Here is a 17160-nt window from a genome sequence, read left to right on the forward strand (position 1 = left end):
CGCCCTGCCGAGTTCCCGGACGCTCACTAAGAGCGGATAGCCTCGTCGGGCAGCCGGCCGGAGCGTCAGTTTGTCTCCGATGACTCTGTCGCGACGCCCGTGCCGTGCGTGAAAATCGGGGGTGGTCGCCCGCCGACGTCGCGTTGCGTTGGTCGTCGTGTTGTCCTGGTAGGTGTTGGAGACTGTGGGGATGGACGTCTGGTCGGTGCCACCGATGGATACCCGAGGACTGTTCGGCGAAGAGCGTCGCGATCTCCTGTCTCTGCTCGATCGATTGACGGCAGATCAGTGGGCCGAATCCACGCTTGCTGAGGGCTGGACGGTCAAGGACATCGCGTTGCATCTTCTCGACGGCGACCTTGGGCGGCTTTCTCGCGAACGCGACGCAGATACCACCGGACTGCTTCCGCACGGCGGTCCGGCGGCCACCTTCGCCGCCGCCTTGCATGAGAAGAACCAGCGGTGGCTGGACGCAGCGAGACAGCTGAGCCCTCGGGTCACTCGGGACTTGCTGGCCTACTCCACCGAGCAACTGCAGGAGTGGACAGCCGAGGCAGATCTGCTCGCACCCACGCGGGTGAGCTGGGCTAGCGATAAGCCCGTGCCAGCGTGGCTCGACCTGGCCCGGGAGTTGACCGAGACGTGGGTACACCACCAGCAGATCCGCGCCGCAATCGGTCGCGAGACCGGCACCGACCGGCTGCCGACGGTCCTCCGCACCTTCGTCTGGGCGTTACCGCACCAATACCGCGTCCCCGCCGAACCTCAAACGACGGTGCTCCTCGACCTCGACATCGGCGGACAATGGAGCCTGGTCGCCGGCAACGAAGGCCGATGGAGCCTTCACGAAGGCGCCATCAGCGATCCGGTCGCTTACATCAGGTTCACGGCCGAGGCCGCTTGGCGATCCTTTACCGGCGCCGCGATACCACGTGGCGGGATCACTTACGCAGGCCCGAGCCAACTCACCGACCCAATGCAGGACGTACGCGGCATCATCGTCTAACGGCTGCTCACACCGAGCCGGATTCGTCTACATGAGGGGCACGTCCCACTGGACGACTGTCAGCTTGGGATTGCCGATCTCCGGCAGGCCACGGGCTTGACGGGCTGGTCCCGGCAGTCTCGCGTGGTCTTGGCTGGCCCCTGTTGTCCTCGCCCAATGGCACGTTAATGGCACGACGGGTGCTTGCTCCGATCGCCGGCCGGAAGCGATCGCCGATCCCCGGCTCGCAAAGATCAGAACTGCTGTCAGCCGGTGTCGAACACTGCCGCTAGCCTGGGGCGCCGACGCCGGCCGGCGTACTCGGTGCAGTTGGTGACCTCGACCGTATCCAGGTGGGGCGGTCAGCGGGCCTGGTGGGGAGTTGAGGCCATGATCCGGCGGAATGACCCGCTCGCCCTGTTGGCGATCGCCATGGGCACGGCGACCGGCATATTCGTCTGCGTAGCGCCCACCCACCTCCCCTACACCCCCCAAATGCTGCTGCTGTTGTTTCTTACGCCGATCGGCACGCTTGTGCTGCTCATCTACCTCGCGGGGCCGGCTGCCTTCGTGGCGGTAACCCGCTCGCATGTCGTCGTGGGCAGCCCGCTCGTCAAATACAGCATTCCACGGTCACTGGTCGACGGAGTCCGGATCGATGGGTTCAGCATCGAGCTGCAGGTCTCCGGGCACTCGCCCATCCCGATTGCCGCACTGACCCCGGGCGTAGGCGGTCACAACCGGGGTGCTTCCGGGCGGGTACCGAACGCGCTTGAGAAGGATCGCGACACTCTTGGAATACACGCCGGCGACGCTCGTAGCCGGCACGATGGTGCGCCGGTACCGGTATGTACACCTCGTCCTCCTGGCGGTGGACGTGCTGGCTCTGGTCGGGATGGTGCTCTACATCAGCACATTCACCAGTACGTAGGACCGAACCGGCTCACGGGCGGGCCGGGTACACCCAGAGAAACATCAGCCCCGGACGGGCTGGTGAGGCGGATCTCTTCGTCGGGCAGTCGCAGACCGTCCAGCCTCCCGGGCCGGGGACAAGGTGGAGCGCCCTAACGGACGAATCCGGCCGCTGCCCTTTTCTGTCCCAGCCATCACGCGCGGCTTGCGGGGTCTTGGTGGTTGTCTCTGGGCAAGCCGGCCGACGCCATCACAGCCTTGAAGGAGGCTCGACAACTCATCGCCGCACGCCGCAAGTCGACCGCCGTCGTCCTCGGCAATCTCGCCCTTGCCGGCATCCTTCGTCGTGACGTCGATGCCGCCACGTCCTACCTGCACCAGGCCATCGAGGTCAGCGACGCCCTCGACAACGCGCTGATGGAATCCACCATCGGCCTCTACAAGACCGAACTGATCACGCCCAGGCGGCCGGGCCTGACCCGACTTTGAACTGGCTCCGTGCCCTCATGTGGACCCGTCGACCGGGTTGGTGGGGACACCACCTGCTCCTCGACGCCGGTTTCCGGGACGTCACCGTCGAAGCGCACACCGGCGCCTTCACCGAGCGCGGCGGACGGCTGTTCGTGGCGTTTCCGATGTTCGTCGCCGCCGCCCGCCGGGCTTGATCGCCACCTGGCCCGCGGATGCGACAGCGCCGTGGCCCCGGGCCTCCCTGCCAGCTGATCTATGGATGCGGAAGACGCAGCCGCGTGAGACGAGCCTGATCCCCGCTGGCCCCATCCGGCGGCAGTATGGGCGGTCACACCACTACGTGAGGTGTCTGCCGCCCGATTCGCGCACCCACCATCGCCTGGTAGTGCGGGCACGCGGTGAAGTCGTCGTGCTCGCACTACCAGGCCACCCTCGATGAACCGCAGAGGGTCCCGCAAGCGTCGATACGCGCGACGAGCTCGTCGCGATGGCGTCGCAGGATCTCCCGCCGCCCTGCCGACGCGGCGACGTCATCGTGTAGCGCGGAGCCGCATCCGAGCCGTGGCACGAGTCCTACCGCCACACTACGGTGGCGGAGTAGCCGGTCCGCCAGGTCAGTGGCTGAGGTGGCAGGCCACGCGGGCGCCCGACGGATGGGCGTCGAGGGCTGGCTCGACCCGGGCGCAGATCTCCTGTGCCATCGGGCACCGGGTCCGGAATCGGCAGCCCGACGGTGGGGTCAGCGGGCTGGGCACCTCACCGGAGAGCACGATGCGCTGTCGCTCACGGCCCGGCACCGCAGAAAGCAGGGCCCGGGTGTACGGGTGCAGCGGGTTGGTCCGGATCTGCCGAGCGGTGCCCACCTCGACGACCCTGCCGAGATACATCACTGCCACCCGGTCGGACATGTAGTCCACCACCGCCAGGTCGTGCGCGACGAAGAGGTAGGTGAGGGAGAACTGCTGCCGTAGGGCGGCCAACAGGTTGAGCACCTGCGACTGGACGGAGACGTCCAACGCGGAGACGGGCTCATCGGCGACGATCAGCTTTGGCCGCAGCACCAACGCCCGGGCGATACCGATCCGCTGCCGCTGGCCGCCGGAGAACTCGTGCGGGAACCGGCCGGCCGCCGACGCGTCCAGACCGACCGCTGCCAGGATCTCCTTTATTCGATGGTCGCGTTCGGCGCGGCTGCGTACCCCGTTGGCGTGCAGGCCTTCTCCCACGATGTCCCCGACGTGCATGCGTGGATTCAGCGAGCCCACCGGATCCTGGAAGATGATCTGCAGGTCCCGGCGGATGGCCTTCATCCGTCGGGCGTCCAGTGTGGCCACGTCGATCCCATCGAAGATCACCTGCCCCGCGGTCGGTTCGATCAGCCGCAGGATGGACCGGCCGAGCGTGGACTTGCCGCAGCCGGACTCACCGACCAGGCCCAGGGTCTCTCCCGGCATGATGTCCAGGTCCACTCCATCCACGGCCCGGATCTGGCCGACGGTCCGGCGCAGCGCGCCGGCCCGGACCGGGAAGTGTGTCTTCAGGCCCCGGACCGAAAGCAACGCGGTCACCGGTTCACCTCCCCGGCTGCAGCGGTGCGGGTGGCCGAACCGGTGCCGATTGACCGGTCAACCGGGAGCCAGCAGCGGGTCTGATGCCGCCCGACGGTGGCCGTTGGCGGCGGTTCCGCACAGCGTTCGTGGGCATACCGGCAGCGGGCGGCGAACCGGCAGCCGGCGGGCCATTCCAGCGGGCTGGGCACCACGCCGGGGATCACCCGCAGCGGCTCGTCCCGGCTCATCCCGAGCACCGGTACGGCGTGCAGCAGCGCCTCGGTGTAGGGGTGCCTCGGGTTGGTCAGGACCTCCTCAGCGATACCCGACTCAACGATCTGACCGGCGTACATCACCGCCACGTCGTCGGCCATCTCCGCGACCACCCCGAGGTCATGTGTGATCATCATGATCGCCATGCCCATCTTCTTCTGCAGGTCACGCATCAGCTCCAGAATCTGGGCCTGGATGGTCACGTCGAGCGCGGTGGTGGGCTCGTCGGCGACCAGCAGCTTCGGGTGCGAGCTCAGCGCGATCGAGATCATCACGCGTTGCCGCATGCCCCCGGAGAGATGGTGCGGGTAATCCCACAGCCGGCGTTCCGGGGACGGGATGCCGACCAGGGCCATCAGTTCCACCGCCCGGTTGAGGGCCGCCTTCCGGCTGACCGGCTGGTGCGCCCGGATCGCCTCGACGATCTGGTGGCCTACCGGGTAGACCGGGTCGAGGGAGGTCATCGGTTCCTGGAAGATCATGCTGAGATCTCGGCCCCGAATCCGGCGGTGCTCGCGGTCGCTGAGCCCGACCAGTTCCTGGCCGTCGAACCGGATCCGACTGCCGGGCTGGATCTCGCCGGGCGCCTCGATCAGTCCCATCACCGACAGCGCCGTCGCGCTCTTGCCGCTGCCGGACTCGCCGACCACGCAGAGCGTACGGCCGGCTCGCACGGTCAGGTCCACGCCGTCCACCGCCCGGTAGACGCCGCGGATGGTGTGAAAATACGTCCGGAGATCACGGATCTCCAGTACGGGTTCCGTCATGTCCGCCTCCGACGCGGGATCTTGATCCGGGAACGCAACCGGGGGTCGAGCACGTCGCGCGCGCCGTCGCCGAGCAGATTCACCGCGAGGATCACCAGCACGATGCAGAGCCCGGGGTAGGTGACCAGGGCCGGATTGCTGAAGATGAAGTCGCGGGACTCGCCGAGCATGGTGCCCCACTCCGGGGTGGGCTGACGGACCCCGAGGCCGAGGAAGCCTAGCCCGGCGGCGGTGAGGACGGCGCTGCCAAGCTCCAGCGGTGTCTGCACGATCACCGGGGTCATCGAGTTGGGTAGCACGTGCCGCCAGAGGATCCGCCCCCGACTCACCCCGAGCGCGAGCGCGGCCTCGACGAACGGCCGTTCCCGGACGCTGAGCACCTGTGCCCGTATCAGCCGGACGAACCGGGGGAACGAGGTGAGCGCCACCCCGATGATCAGGTTACGCAGGCCGGGCCCGAGCACCGCGACCAACGCGAGGGCCAGCAGGAAGCTCGGGAAGGCCAGCACCACGTCGACCAGCCGCTGGACCACCAGGTCGACCCAACCCCGGTAGAACCCGGAGAGCGCACCGAGCGGCAGGCCGACCAGGACTCCGGTGGCAACCGCACCCAGGCCGATGATGATGGTGTACCGGGCTCCGAGGACCAGCCGGACCAGCTCATCGCGGCCCAACTGGTCGGTGCCCAGCCAGTGCGCTGCGCTCGGCGGTTGGAGACTGGCGGCCAGGTTCTGGTAGGCCATGTCGCTGGACGGGCTGCCGCCGGTCAGCCAGGGGCCGAGCACCACCAGCGCCAGGATCAGGCCGAGCAGGATCAGCCCGAGTCGGCTGCTGCGGTGCCGCCACAGCCGGCGGAGCAGCCGGTCCGGCCGCGCGCTGCGCGGGACGGGAATGGATACTGGGTCGACAACAGCATCAGTCATAGCGGATCCGGGGGTCGGCGTAGGCGTACAGGATGTCGGTCAGCAGGTTGACCAGGATGAGGGCCGCCGCGAAGACGAAGACGGTGCCCTGAACGGTGGCGAAGTCCCGGGCGCTGATCGAGTCGATGAGCAGACGCCCCAGGCCGGGCCAGGCGAAGATGGTCTCGGTGAGCACCGCCCCGCCGAGGAGCTGACCGAACTGGAGCCCGACCACCGTCATGATCGGCAGGGCGGCGTTGCGTAGCCCGTGCCGGATGACCAAGGCGCTCCGGCTGATGCCCTTGGCCCGGACGCTGCGGATGAAGTCCAGCTCCATCGTCTCCACCATTGCCGACCGGGTCTGCCGGGAGATGAAGCCGACAGCGAAGAACGACAGTGCCACGGTGGGCAGCACGACGCTTGCCCAGGAGTCGGAACCACCGGCGGGCAGCCAGCCGAGTTGGACCGAGAACAGCATGATCAGCAACAGCCCGACCCAGTACACCGGCATCGAAACACCGAACACGGAGACCCCGGAGAGGATCAGGTCGACCACGCTGTCCCGGCGCAGTGCGGCGAGCACGCCGAGTGTGCAGCCGACAACCACCGCGACCACGATCGCCAGTACGGCCAGCGTGACCGTGGCCTGCGCCCGGGCGGCGATCTCGTCGATCACCGGGGTGCCGGTGCGGGCCGAGACCATCAGGTCGCCCTGCATCAGGCGGGTGATGTACTCGACGTACTGGCTCCAGATGCTGCCACCCAGTCCCAACTGCTGACGCAGCCGTTCAACGTCCTCGGCGGTCGCCTGCGGGCCGGCCATCACCCGGGCCGGATCGCCGGGGATGATCCGCATGAGCAGGAAGCTCACCGTGGCCACCCCGAACAAGGTCGGCACCGCGATCAGCAGGCGCCGGGCGACATAGCTCAGCATCGGCACGCCTCTCGTCCACGGTTGGAGGTGGATCGACCGCCGGTCACTCCCGGATGGTCCATACCGACTCGACCGGTACGCCCGCGTCCCGTAGCAGGGTGTGCATCGGGCAGAGCCGGTGTACTTCGTGCTTGAAGTGCTCCAGCCGCTCACCGTGCTCGGTGGTGACGAGTTCGACCCGCTGCACCACCTTTTGGTAGTGATCGGCGATCGGCACGACCTGTGAGTACTTCAACCCGGTGCGCTTCATCTCGATCCGTCGAATGTCGATCCAGCCGTCGGCCTCGAAGGTCACCCCCTGGAGGTCGAACTTCATTTCCCGACGGAGGACGTACATGATCATGGCGGTGCAGGAGTTCAGTGCCGCGAGGGTGGCCTCCAGGGCGGTCGGACCGGAGTTCTTGCCTCCGAGGTCGACGGGTTCGTCGAGGTAGATCGGGGGCAGGTCGCGGATGTGGTTGACCGACTGGTACCGGCCCAGGTACTCGGTGCGGACAGTGATCGGTTGGATCCGCTCGTCGCCCTGGACATCGTTCGCGGCGGTGTCGATATCGCTCATGGTGCCGATTCCTCCTGATCATGATTGGCCGGTCGACCGGATCGACCAACCAGGGGTGGGGGCTCGAAAACGGTGATGGGAGGCAGCGGACCGGTGAACACCTCGACCTCGACCAGTGCGCTGTGCGCGCTCGGCCCCTGACCCAGGCGGGACGTGCCGTGGTCAGCGGTGAGCGTGTTGGCATTGCCGTGCACGTCGAGGGCGCCGAGAACGCCGGGACGCAACGGGTCGTACCAGGCCCCGGTGGACAGTTGGAGCACCCCGCGCCGGACCGCCGGGTCCAGCCGGACGCCGGCCAGGCAGGCACCCCGGTCGTTGTGCACCCGGACCACGTCGCCGTCGCCGATGCCGCGCTCGGCCGCGTCGGCCGGGTGCATCCGGCACGGTTCCCGGCCCTCGATCTTGCTGGCCCGGCTGACCCGGCCCATGTCGAGCTGTCCGTGCAGCCGGGTCCGGGGCTGGTTGGAGACCAGGTGCAGCGGGTAGCGGGTGGCGAGGTCCGCGCCAAGCCACTCGCGCGGCTCCAGCCAGGCCGGGTGCGGTGGGCAGTCGTCGTATCCGAAGTCGGCGATGGTCTGCGACCAGAGTTCGATCCGGCCGGACGGCGTACGCAGCGGCCGGCCGACCGGGTCGGCTCGGAAGTCACCGAGCAGCACCCGCCCGCCGCTGGCCGGGATCTCGGCCTGGCCGTCTCGCCAGAAGGTGTCGAAGTCCGGCAGGGTGATCCCCTGGCCGGCCGCCGCCGTCCGGGTACGGGCGTAGAGGTGCCGGATCCAGCCCAGTTCGTCGCGACCCTCGGTGAACGTCTCCCGGAAACCCAGCCGGCCGGCCAGGTCCACGAAGATGTCGTGGTCGTTGCGGGCCTGCCCCCGGGGCGGCACCACCTGGTGCATGGCCAGCAGGAACCGGTCCCGGGAGGAGGCGCCGAGGTCGTTGCGTTCCAGGGTGGTCGTCGCCGGCAGCACGATGTCGGCGTACCGGGCGGTCGGGGTCCACCACGGCTCGTGGACGATCACCGTCTCCGGCCGCCGCCACCCCTCGACCAGCCGGTTGAGGTCTTGGTGGTGGTGAAATGGATTCCCGCCAGCCCAGTAGACCAGCCGGATGTCCGGGTAGCGCCGCCGCTCGCCGTCGAAGTCGTACCCGCCGCCCGGGTTGAGCAGCATGTCCACGATCCGGGCGACCGGGATCCAACTGTCGGTCGGGTTGGGGCCGGTCGGCAGGGCCGGGGCCGGGAACGGGTACCGGCGGTGGCCGATGCTCGCCGCGTCGCCGTAGGCGAAGCCGAAGCCACCTCCGGGTAAGCCGATCTGCCCGAGCACGGCGGCGAGCGCAATCGCCATCCAGAACGGCTGTTCGCCGTGGTCGGCCCGCTGCAGCGACCAGGTGGCACTGATCAGCGTTCGGTGGGCCGCCATCCGGCGGGCCAGCGCCACGATGTCCGGCGCCGGCACGTCGGCGATCCGGGCCGCCCAGTCGGCCGACTTGGCTCGGCCGTCGGTCTCGCCGAGCAGGTAAGCGCGGAACCGGTCCCAGCCGGTGCAGTACCGGGTCAGGAACTCCTCGTCGTGCCGGCCCTCAACGACCAGGGTGTGTGCGAGGCCCAGCATCAGAGCGGTGTCGGTGTTCGGCCGGACGGCGAGCCACTGCGCGTCGAGGAAGTCCGGCGCGTCGTCGCGCAGCGGGCTGACCAGGACGAACTCGGTCCCGGCGGCGTGGATTGCGCGCAGCCGTTCGACCGCGTCGTGCCGGACCACCCCGCCCGCCTCGACCTGGGCGTTCTTCACCGGCGTACCACCGAACATCACCCACAGTCCGGTGTGCTCCTCCAGCACGTCCCAGGAGGTGACCTCACCGGCGGTCGGGCCGGCGGTGCCGACGACGTGCGGCAGGATCGCCGACGCCGCCGCGTAGCTGTAGTTGTGCACCTGGCCGGTGCAACCGCCGAAGCCGTTGAGGAACCGGCCGAGCTGGGTCTTCGCATGGTGGAAGCGGCCGGCGCTGGACCAGCCGTACGAGCCGCCGAAGATCGCGGCGTTGCCGTGCTCGGCACGGACCCGGGTCAGTTCGGCGGCGACCAGGTCGAGCGCCTCGTCCCAGGAGACTTCGACGAACGGGTCCGCGCCCCGCCGGTCCGAGGTAGCCCCGGGCCCGTGCTCCAGCCAGCCGCGCCGGACCGACGGAGCGGCCACCCGGGCGGGCGAGTCCAGCGCGTCGGGGATCGACGCCAGCAGCTCCGCCGGCTCCGGGTCATCCGGGTGCGGGTGCACGGCCACCAGCCGGTCGGCGGTCACCTCGGCGGCGAACGCACCCCAGTGCGACGAATGCGGGACGCGCCGCCGGCCGCCGGTCACCACCGGTTGCCCCCTTCGCGGAGCGCCCGGCGTTGCACCTTGCCGGTGGCGGTACGGGGGATCGCCGGGTGCAGGTGCAGCCGGCGGGGGGCGGCGTGCCAGCCGACCCGCTGGCCGACCCAGGTACGCAGCTCGCGGAGCAGGTCCTCAGGCCGGGGCGTGGTGCCCGCGTCGGCGAGCACGATGTGTGCGGCGACCACTTGCCCCTTTACCGGGTCCGGTTCGCCGACGCAGGCGGCGTCGACGACCAGCGGATGCTCCAGCAGTACGGTCTCCACCTCCACCGGCCCGACGTTGTAGCCAGCCGAGACGATGACGTCGTCGGCCCGCCCGACGTACCAGTACCGCCCCTCCTCGTCCCGGCGGGCCAGGTCCTCGGTGAGGAACCAGCCGTCGGCAAAGCGGGCCGCCCACTCGTCTTCCCGGCCCCAGTAGCCCGCGCTGAGGAAGTAGCCGTTGTCCCGGACCGCGACGCGGCCCTCGCCCGGTCCACGGACCGGGCTGCCGTCCGGGTCGAGCAGGTCGACCTCGAACCCGGGCAGGGCCACCCCCATCGAGCCCGGGGCGACCGCGGGTGCGCCGGGGTGCCGCAGGTTGCCGGTGACCATGCCCAGTTCGGACAGGCCATAGCTGTCGTGCACGACCACCCCGACGGTCCGGTCGAACCAGTCGATGGTGGCCGCGTCGAGCGGCTCACCGGCGCTGGTCGCGGCCCGGAACCCAGGCGGGACCAGCTTCGCCCCGGCGGCGGCGAGCTGCCGGAACGCGGTCGGTGCCGCCGCGACGTGCCCGGCGTCGACCGCGCGGACACATGACCACCAGCCCTCGGCGCTGAACGGCCCCTCGTACACCACCCGAGACACCCCCTGGCTCATCGGGGCGAGTCCGGTGGTGAACAGACCGAACGACCAGCCGGCATCCGCCCCGGAGAAGAGCACGTCACCGGGGCCGACGCCGAGGCAGTACCGGACGTACGGCAGCAGGCTGAGCACCGCCCGGTGCGGGATGAGACAGCCCTTGGGGCGACCGGTGGTCCCGGAGGTGTACATGATGGTCGAGGTCTCGTGCAGACCGGTGGCGACCGGCGCGGGCACCCCGTTCAGCCGGTTGATCATGTCGTCGAGCAGCGCGTCGCCCGGCTCGCCGGCACCACCAACCATCAGGGTCCGCAGGTCGGGCAGGACGTCCTGGACGGCGGCGAGGTTGGCCCGGTTGGCCGGGTCGGTGACGACCACCTTCGGGCCGCTGTCAACGAGCCGGACCCGCAGCCCGTCCCCGCCGAACCCGCTGAACAGCGGGACGTACACCGCGCCCAGTCGCCACACCGCGAGGGCGGTGGCGAACACCGCTGGCCGGCGGGAAATGAGGCCGGCCACCCGGTCGCCCCGGCCGACCCCCAGGGCCGAGAGCACCCCGGCGATCTCACCGGCCCGTCGCATCAGTGCCGCCCCAGAGTACCGGTGGGTGCTGCCGTCCTCCCGATGCCAGATCACCGCCGGGTCTGCGCCGAGGTGCAGCAGGCCGGCGTTGAACGACCCGTCGGCGCCGACGCCCAGGGCCCGGCCCTGCGCTGTCCAGTCCCACTCGGGGGTCACGTCGCGGGCGCTCATCGAGCCACCCCCGCCTGGGGCGCGGCCGGGCCCGAGGCCAGCCACTGTTCGTACCGGCTCGGGCGGGCCTGCAACCACAGCCCTTCCAGTTTGGCCGGCGAGCCGTCGGAGAACCGCTGCGGACGGAAGATGCCCAGCGGGATGGCCGGTTCCCCGCCCCGGATCTCCGCGCCGATGCTCGGGGCCAGCCCCATCCCGATGCAGATGCCGTGCCCGCTGAAGCCGGCCGCGCTGTAGACGTTGGCCAGGTGCGTCCAGCCGAGCACCGGATTGTCGTCCGGGGTCACCTCGATCACCCCGGCCCAGGCCCGGGTGAACGGGCGTCCGGCGAGGGCCGGCACGCGGCGGCCGACCCGGCGGGCCAACTCCTCGGCCTCCACCCACTCGGCGGCCATTCCCGGGGTCGGCGGCGCCTCGTCCAGGATGGGTTTGAAAGCGGCGCCGGACCAGACGTCCCGCTGGTGGGGGCGGACGTAGAAACGTGACCCGCAGTCGAAGGTGTGCGGCATGGTCGGCGACAGTGGCGGCACGTCCGCCATCACGAAGACCTGGGACCGACGCGGGACAATCGGCAGGTCACCGCCGTAGCTCCGGGCCAGCGTCGGTGCCCAGGCGCCCGCGCAGTTCACCACCGTCCCGGCCGGGATGGTGCCGACGGCGGTGACCACGCCGGTGGCCCGGTCACCGTCGCTCTCGATCCGGTGCACGGCGGTGCCCTCCAGCACCCGTACGCCGCTGCGCAGCACCCGGTTGCGCAGCGCCGCCGCCAGCAGTATCGGGTCGAGGTAGCCGTCGGTCGGGCCGAAGCAGGCGCCGAGCACACCGTCCAGGTCAACGTCCGGGGCGATCTCCGCGATCTCGTCCGGCGCGATCATGCGGGTGTCGACACCGAGGGCGTTCTGCCGGACCACGCCCTCGGCGAGCCGGTCCCGCTGTGCGTCGTCGGTGTACAGCAGCAGGTAGCCGACCTGCCGGTAGTCGACCGGGCCGTCCTCGGCCACTAGTTGGCGCAGCCGGGCCGAGGTCTCTAGCGCGGCGAGGATGTTCGCGTCCTGATAGAACTGGTGCCGGACCCCGCCGGCGTTGCGCGACGTTGACGCCCCACCCAACCGGTCCCGATCGACCAGTAGGACGTCCGTGCCGGCCGCGTCGAGTTCCAGGGCGACAGACATGCCGACGACGCCTCCGCCGACGACGACAACTTCGTATCCTCGCTGCTCCGCCTGCATGTCCGTGTACCGCCCTCTCAGCGATCCAGCCGGGTTTGCAATCGACCTGGGCCCACGTCCGTGCGGACCACTCCGTCGGTCATCAGGATTTCGCCACGTCGGATGGTCACCACCGGCCGTCCGACGAGTTCGCGCCCCTCCAGGAGGCTCATCCGGGCCCGGGTCTGCAACTGGGCGCCGCGCACTGTCCAGCGCCGCTCCGGATCCCAGACCACCAGGTCCGCGTCGCTGCCCACCGCGATGGTGCCCTTGCGCGGGAACAGCTTGAACAGCTTGGCGGCCGCCGTCGAGGTCACCTCTACGAACCGGGACAACGACAGCCGACCGGTACGCACGCCCTCGCTGTACAGCGAGCAGAGGAGGGTTTCCAGGTCCGCCATGCCCGGCCGGGTGCGGGCCACGCTGAGCGTGGGGTCGAGCTTCGCCTCCCGGGTCCACGGTGCGTGGTCGGTGCAGCAGGTGCTGATCGTCCCCTGCTCCAGCCCGCGCCACAGCGCATCGACGTCGGCGTCGGTGCGCAGTGGTGGGTTCCCGACGTACAGTGCCGGTTCGTCGCCGCTGAACCGTTCGTCGGTGAAGAGCAGATAGATCGGTCTGGTCTCGACGTGGACCGGCACCCCCCGCTCCCGGCCGTGGGTGGCGGCCCGCAGCGCCCGTTCGCTGGACAGGTGCACGAGGTAGATGGGCGCGCCGGTCACCTCGGCGAAGGCGACCGCCCGTTCCACCGCCGCCACCTCGCTGGCCACTGGCCGGGTGGCCGGGAAGTACGACAGGTCGGTGTGACCGGCCTGCACGAGCTGGTCGGTGAGATGGCCGATGATGCAGCCGTCCTCGCAGTGCACCAGGGTCAGCAATCCGGCGCGACCGGCGGTGGTCAGCACCGAGAGGTAGTCGCGGGCCCGGCTGTCGAAGTCGCCCATGTGCATGAATATCTTGAGGCTGGGGTAGCCGGCCGCCGCCAGGGCGGGCAGCTCGGCGATCCGCTCCGGGCTCGGGTCCAGCAGCACCGGGTGCAACAGGAAGTCGACGAGGCTCTGCTCGGCCGCGGCCCGGCCGATCCGGTCCAGTCCGGTCAGCAGGTGCTCGCCCGGGCGGGTGAAGGCGATGTCGCCGACCGTGGTGATCCCGCCGGCCGCGGCGGCCCGGGAGCCGGACGCGTAGTCGTCGGCCCAGGCCAGTCGCCGTTCGGCGGTCTCCACCGGGGTGAAGTGCACGTGCGCGTCGATCCCGCCGGGCAGCACCAGCAGACCGGTGGCGTCGATCTCGCAGCGGGCCGGGCCGACCCGTTCGCCGAGCTGCACCACGCGCCCGTCGCGGACGCCGATGTCGGCCGGTCCGTCGGATGCAGCGGTGATCACCCGCCCGCCCCGGATCACCAGATCCAGGTCGGCGGTGGCCACGCCCTCGGTCAGTCGGCTCACTGCGCGGTCCATCCCCCGTCGACCAGCAATGTCGTCCCCGTGACGTACGAGGACGCGTCGCTGGCCAGGAAGAGCGCGGCGCCGACGAGTTCCTCCGTCTCGCCGACCCGCCCGAGGGGGATGGCCGCCCGGACCTTGGCACCTTGGGAGCTGGCCAGGTACGGCTCGGTCATCGCGGTACGGAAGTAGCCGGGGGCGAGGCAGTTGACGCGTACCCCCCGGTCGGCCCACTCGACGGCGAGCGCCTTGGTCAGCATCTCGACCCCGCCCTTGCTGGCCGCGTACGCGCACATCCGGGGCACCCCGACCGAGCCGTGCACTGAGGAGACGTTGACGATGCTGCCGCCACCGTTGGCGATCATCAGACGGCCCGCCTCGCGGCAGCAGTAGAAGGTGCCGCTGAGGTTGACGTCGATCACGTCGTGCCAGGCGGCGTCGCTGAGGTTCTCGCTGCGGACCACGGTGGGGCTGATGCCGGCCATGTTGACCAGCACGTCGAGCGTGCCCCACTCCTCGGCGATGCGTTCGGCGACCTCGCGGACCGCCGCCGCGTCGGAGACGTCGGCCGTGAAGGGGCGCACCTCGCCGGGGTAGTCGGACAGCTCGGCGCCGAGGGTCGCCAACTGCTCGGCGCTGCGGGCGGTCACCGCGAGCCGGGCGCCGGACCGGCCGACGGCGGCGGCGATCGCCCGGCCGAGCCCTCGGCCGGCGCCGGTCACCCAGACCACCTTGTCCGCCAGCGAGCGTTCCCAGAACGGGAGCTGGTCGACCTGGTCGGCGGGAAGCATCATTCGCCCGGCTCCGTCACCACGCGGGCGGTGAGCCCGGCGATGGCCTCGTCGAGAGAGATCACGTCGCCGTACTTGGTGTCGATGTCGTTGAGCGAGGCGCGCATCGACGGGCCGGAGGCGTCCGCCACGCAGTCTCGGGGCACGAGCACTCGATAGTTGTGGGAGAGCCCGTCGACGACGGTGGCGCGGACGCAGCCGCTCAGGCTGGTGCCGCAGACCACCAGGGTGTCCACCGACAGCGCGGCGAGCCGCTGTTGCAGGTCGGTGTTGAAGAAGGACGATGGTGCCCGTTTCTCCAGGACCACGTCGCCGTCCACCGGGGCGATCAACTGGTCGATCTCGCAGCCCCAACTGCCTCGGACGTTCTCCACCAGGGTGGCGGCCTTCATCCCCCAGACCCCGGCGTCGGGCGCCTCCGGGTCGTACCCCATGTAGGTGTAGAAGACCGGGACCCCTTGCTCGCGGGCCGCGGCGAGCAGGACTGCGGTCGCCTGGACCGGGGCGAGGCTCGCCGACCGCCAGGTCCGGGTGTACGTCTGCTGGAAGTCGACAACGATCACGGCGGGACGGACGCCGAAGCCGACCCGGCCGCCGACGCCGTGACTGGCGTAGAGCTTCCGGGCTTCGTCCTCGGTGGTGGCGGCGGAGTCGTTGACCGGCATGTCTTCCTCACCCATCTCCGGGCCGCCCACCGGCGGCGATATGTCCGCCACCGTACAACAGACCGGACGTTCGGTCTAGTGCTCCGGAGGCGCTCCGAATAGGTCCGACGAATCGCTGCCACCAGCGGGAATCCGGCCCCGAAAGAGCTATTGACTGGCTTGCCGCCCTGGGGTTTCATGTGCCAGACCGAACGTTCAGTCGGCACCCTCCTCGGGAGGCGACGTGATCCGCTGTGGAGTGCCGTCCCGCCCCGCCGGGCGGCGACGGTGAACCAGGAACCGGGCGACCCCGACCGGTCGACGGCGCTCGCCGACGCGATCCGGGAACTGGCCGCCTGGTCCCATGAGCTGGACTGGCCCAGCCAGCCCGACGACACTCGGGATCGGTTCACCCTGCTGGTCTATGACACCCTCGCGGTCACCCTGGCTGGCGCCGGCACGGAGGAGAACCGGGCGCTGCGCACGGTCTGGCCGTCCGCTGGCGGGACTGCCACCGCTCTGGGGCAGGGCCGCTCCCCCGCCGACCGGGCCGCCTGGCTCAACGGCGCGGCAGCGGTCTCCCTGGAGCTGGACCCGGCCAGCCGGGTCACCCGGGGGCATGCCCCGGCCCAGACCATGTTCGCGGTCCTGGCCGCCGCCGAGGAGCACCGCGCCGATGCCGCCGAGACCTGGGCCGCCCTGCTGGTTGCGCACGAGGTGGCCTCCCGGTTCGGCCGGGCCTGCACGCTGCGTCCCGGACTGCACCCGCACGGCTCGTGGGCGGCGACCGGCGCCGCCGCCGGGGTCGCCCGGGTGCTCGGCCTGACCGCCCCGATGATCGCCGAGGCGATCGATGTCGCCGGTGGCCTGCTGCTCGCCGCCCCGTTCTCCGTGGCCCTCGACGGTGGGGGTGCCCGCAACCAGTGGGCCGGGTTCACCAACCACGCCGGGCTGCTGGCCGCCCGGGTCGCCGCGACAGGTCAGGGCCGGGCCCCGACCGGCGCGATGGCCGAGGCCCTGCACCTGGCCCTGGGCCGCCTGGACACGGCCGCGCTGACTGCCGGACCGGACGACCGGCTCGCCCTGCACACCGACTTCGTCAAGCAGCACGCCGCCTGCGGATACACCCATGCGGTGCTGGACGCCGCCCTGCAACTGCGGGCGGCCGGCGCGGTTCCCGTCGATCTGGACCGGATCGAACGGGTCATCGTGGGCACCAACTCGACCAGCGCGGAACTGGCCGGCCTGCGCGCCGACAGCCGGCTGGCGGCGATGTTCTCGCTGCCCTTCATGACCGCGGTGGCGCTTGCGCTCGGCGAGACCGGCCCGGCCGCCACCAGCCCGGCCGTCCGGCGGGACCCCGTGATCCGCCGACTGGCCGGACGGGTCACCGTCGAGGTGGACCCGGAACTGGAGGCTCGGATGCCCCTCGACCGGGGTGCCCGGGTCACCCTGGTCCGCACCGGCGCCCCGGACGCGGTCGCCGCCGTGCCCAATGCCCGCTGGGATCCCCGGCACGCCCCCGCGACGTGGGACGACGTCCGGGGCAAGGCCCGCCGTCTGCTTGGCCCGCTCGGCGTCGACGCCGAGCGACTGGAGCACTGGGTACGCGACACGGCCGTCACCCGGGGTCCCCTGCCGGCCCTGATCGACGAGTTCGGCGCGTTCGGCACTCCGGCTGAGGAGCCCCCGGCGTTCGGCGAGCAGGCCGGAGCGAGAAGCCAGGAATCCGGCACAAGGAGTCAGGAATGAGGAGTCCGG

The 17160-nt window shown here is 70.6% G+C and carries 16 protein-coding genes; 5 read left to right on the forward strand and 11 right to left on the reverse strand.

The features are described 5' to 3' along the window. The first annotated feature begins 190 nt into the window (after positions 1-190). The 4 genes from A6A27_RS18400 to A6A27_RS44275 all read left to right on the forward strand — a co-directional run bounded on the left by A6A27_RS18400 (position 191) and on the right by A6A27_RS44275 (position 2562). Positions 191-1006, forward strand: a complete 816-nt coding sequence (locus A6A27_RS18400) for a maleylpyruvate isomerase family mycothiol-dependent enzyme (protein WP_143194062.1) — start codon at positions 191-193, stop codon at positions 1004-1006. Between the two features lie 772 nt (positions 1007-1778). Further along, entirely contained in the window at positions 1779-1916 is a 138-nt protein-coding gene (locus A6A27_RS44270; protein ID WP_158074004.1) for a hypothetical protein, read from the forward strand. Positions 1917-2119: 203 nt separating this feature from the next. Then, positions 2120-2386, forward strand: coding sequence for a hypothetical protein (locus tag A6A27_RS18405; RefSeq protein ID WP_143194063.1), 267 nt, complete (start codon positions 2120-2122; stop codon positions 2384-2386). Positions 2387-2403: 17 nt separating this feature from the next. After that, complete coding sequence (locus A6A27_RS44275) at positions 2404-2562, forward strand: hypothetical protein (RefSeq protein WP_158074005.1); 159 nt, start codon at positions 2404-2406, stop codon at positions 2560-2562. A 420-nt stretch (positions 2563-2982) separates the two neighbouring features. On the opposite strand, the gene A6A27_RS18410 is transcribed toward A6A27_RS44275, so the two are convergent. From A6A27_RS18410 to A6A27_RS18460, 11 genes are read right to left on the reverse strand one after another with little or no spacing between them, the layout of a single operon-like run. Beyond that, entirely contained in the window at positions 2983-3936 is a 954-nt protein-coding gene (locus tag A6A27_RS18410; RefSeq protein ID WP_073835862.1) for an ABC transporter ATP-binding protein, read from the reverse strand. Then, entirely contained in the window at positions 3933-4958 is a 1026-nt protein-coding gene (locus A6A27_RS18415) for an ABC transporter ATP-binding protein (protein ID WP_073835863.1), read from the reverse strand. The genes A6A27_RS18410 and A6A27_RS18415 overlap by 4 nt, the downstream gene beginning before the upstream one ends. Beyond that, the gene (locus A6A27_RS18420; RefSeq protein ID WP_073835864.1) at positions 4955-5881 is read right to left on the reverse strand and encodes an ABC transporter permease; all 927 of its coding nucleotides are present in this window, start codon (positions 5879-5881) and stop codon (positions 4955-4957) included. The genes A6A27_RS18415 and A6A27_RS18420 overlap by 4 nt, the downstream gene beginning before the upstream one ends. Beyond that, entirely contained in the window at positions 5874-6794 is a 921-nt protein-coding gene (locus A6A27_RS18425) for an ABC transporter permease (protein WP_073835926.1), read from the reverse strand. The genes A6A27_RS18420 and A6A27_RS18425 overlap by 8 nt, the downstream gene beginning before the upstream one ends. A 43-nt stretch (positions 6795-6837) precedes the next feature. After that, positions 6838-7353, reverse strand: coding sequence for an OsmC family protein (locus tag A6A27_RS18430; protein ID WP_073835865.1), 516 nt, complete (start codon positions 7351-7353; stop codon positions 6838-6840). Further along, positions 7350-9710: a molybdopterin guanine dinucleotide-containing S/N-oxide reductase gene (locus A6A27_RS18435; RefSeq protein WP_241825326.1), complete on the reverse strand. Its 2361-nt coding sequence runs from the start codon at positions 9708-9710 to the stop codon at positions 7350-7352. The genes A6A27_RS18430 and A6A27_RS18435 overlap by 4 nt, the downstream gene beginning before the upstream one ends. Next, positions 9704-11317 carry an acyl-CoA synthetase gene (locus A6A27_RS18440; protein WP_143194064.1) on the reverse strand — a complete coding sequence of 538 codons (1614 nt, stop codon included), beginning with the start codon at positions 11315-11317 and terminating at the stop codon, positions 9704-9706. The genes A6A27_RS18435 and A6A27_RS18440 overlap by 7 nt, the downstream gene beginning before the upstream one ends. Next, positions 11314-12546 carry an NAD(P)/FAD-dependent oxidoreductase gene (locus A6A27_RS18445; RefSeq protein WP_073835866.1) on the reverse strand — a complete coding sequence of 411 codons (1233 nt, stop codon included), beginning with the start codon at positions 12544-12546 and terminating at the stop codon, positions 11314-11316. Before A6A27_RS18445 ends, A6A27_RS18440 begins: the two co-directional genes overlap by 4 nt. Before the next feature lie 17 nt (positions 12547-12563). Next, a complete protein-coding gene (locus A6A27_RS18450; RefSeq protein WP_158074007.1) occupies positions 12564-13967 on the reverse strand; it encodes a dihydroorotase in 1404 nt (467 codons plus the stop codon). Continuing rightward, complete coding sequence (locus A6A27_RS18455; protein ID WP_241825327.1) at positions 13964-14758, reverse strand: SDR family NAD(P)-dependent oxidoreductase; 795 nt, start codon at positions 14756-14758, stop codon at positions 13964-13966. The genes A6A27_RS18450 and A6A27_RS18455 overlap by 4 nt, the downstream gene beginning before the upstream one ends. Next, positions 14755-15435, reverse strand: a complete 681-nt coding sequence (locus A6A27_RS18460; protein WP_143194065.1) for an isochorismatase family protein — start codon at positions 15433-15435, stop codon at positions 14755-14757. The genes A6A27_RS18455 and A6A27_RS18460 overlap by 4 nt, the downstream gene beginning before the upstream one ends. A gap of 252 nt (positions 15436-15687) precedes the next feature. Between A6A27_RS18460 and A6A27_RS18465 the strand changes: the two genes are divergently transcribed. Further along, positions 15688-17151 carry an MmgE/PrpD family protein gene (locus A6A27_RS18465; RefSeq protein WP_073835868.1) on the forward strand — a complete coding sequence of 488 codons (1464 nt, stop codon included), beginning with the start codon at positions 15688-15690 and terminating at the stop codon, positions 17149-17151. Positions 17152-17160 lie beyond the last annotated feature (9 nt).

This window comes from Micromonospora sp. CB01531 (assembly GCF_001905095.1).
GTDB lineage: Bacteria > Actinomycetota > Actinomycetes > Mycobacteriales > Micromonosporaceae > Micromonospora.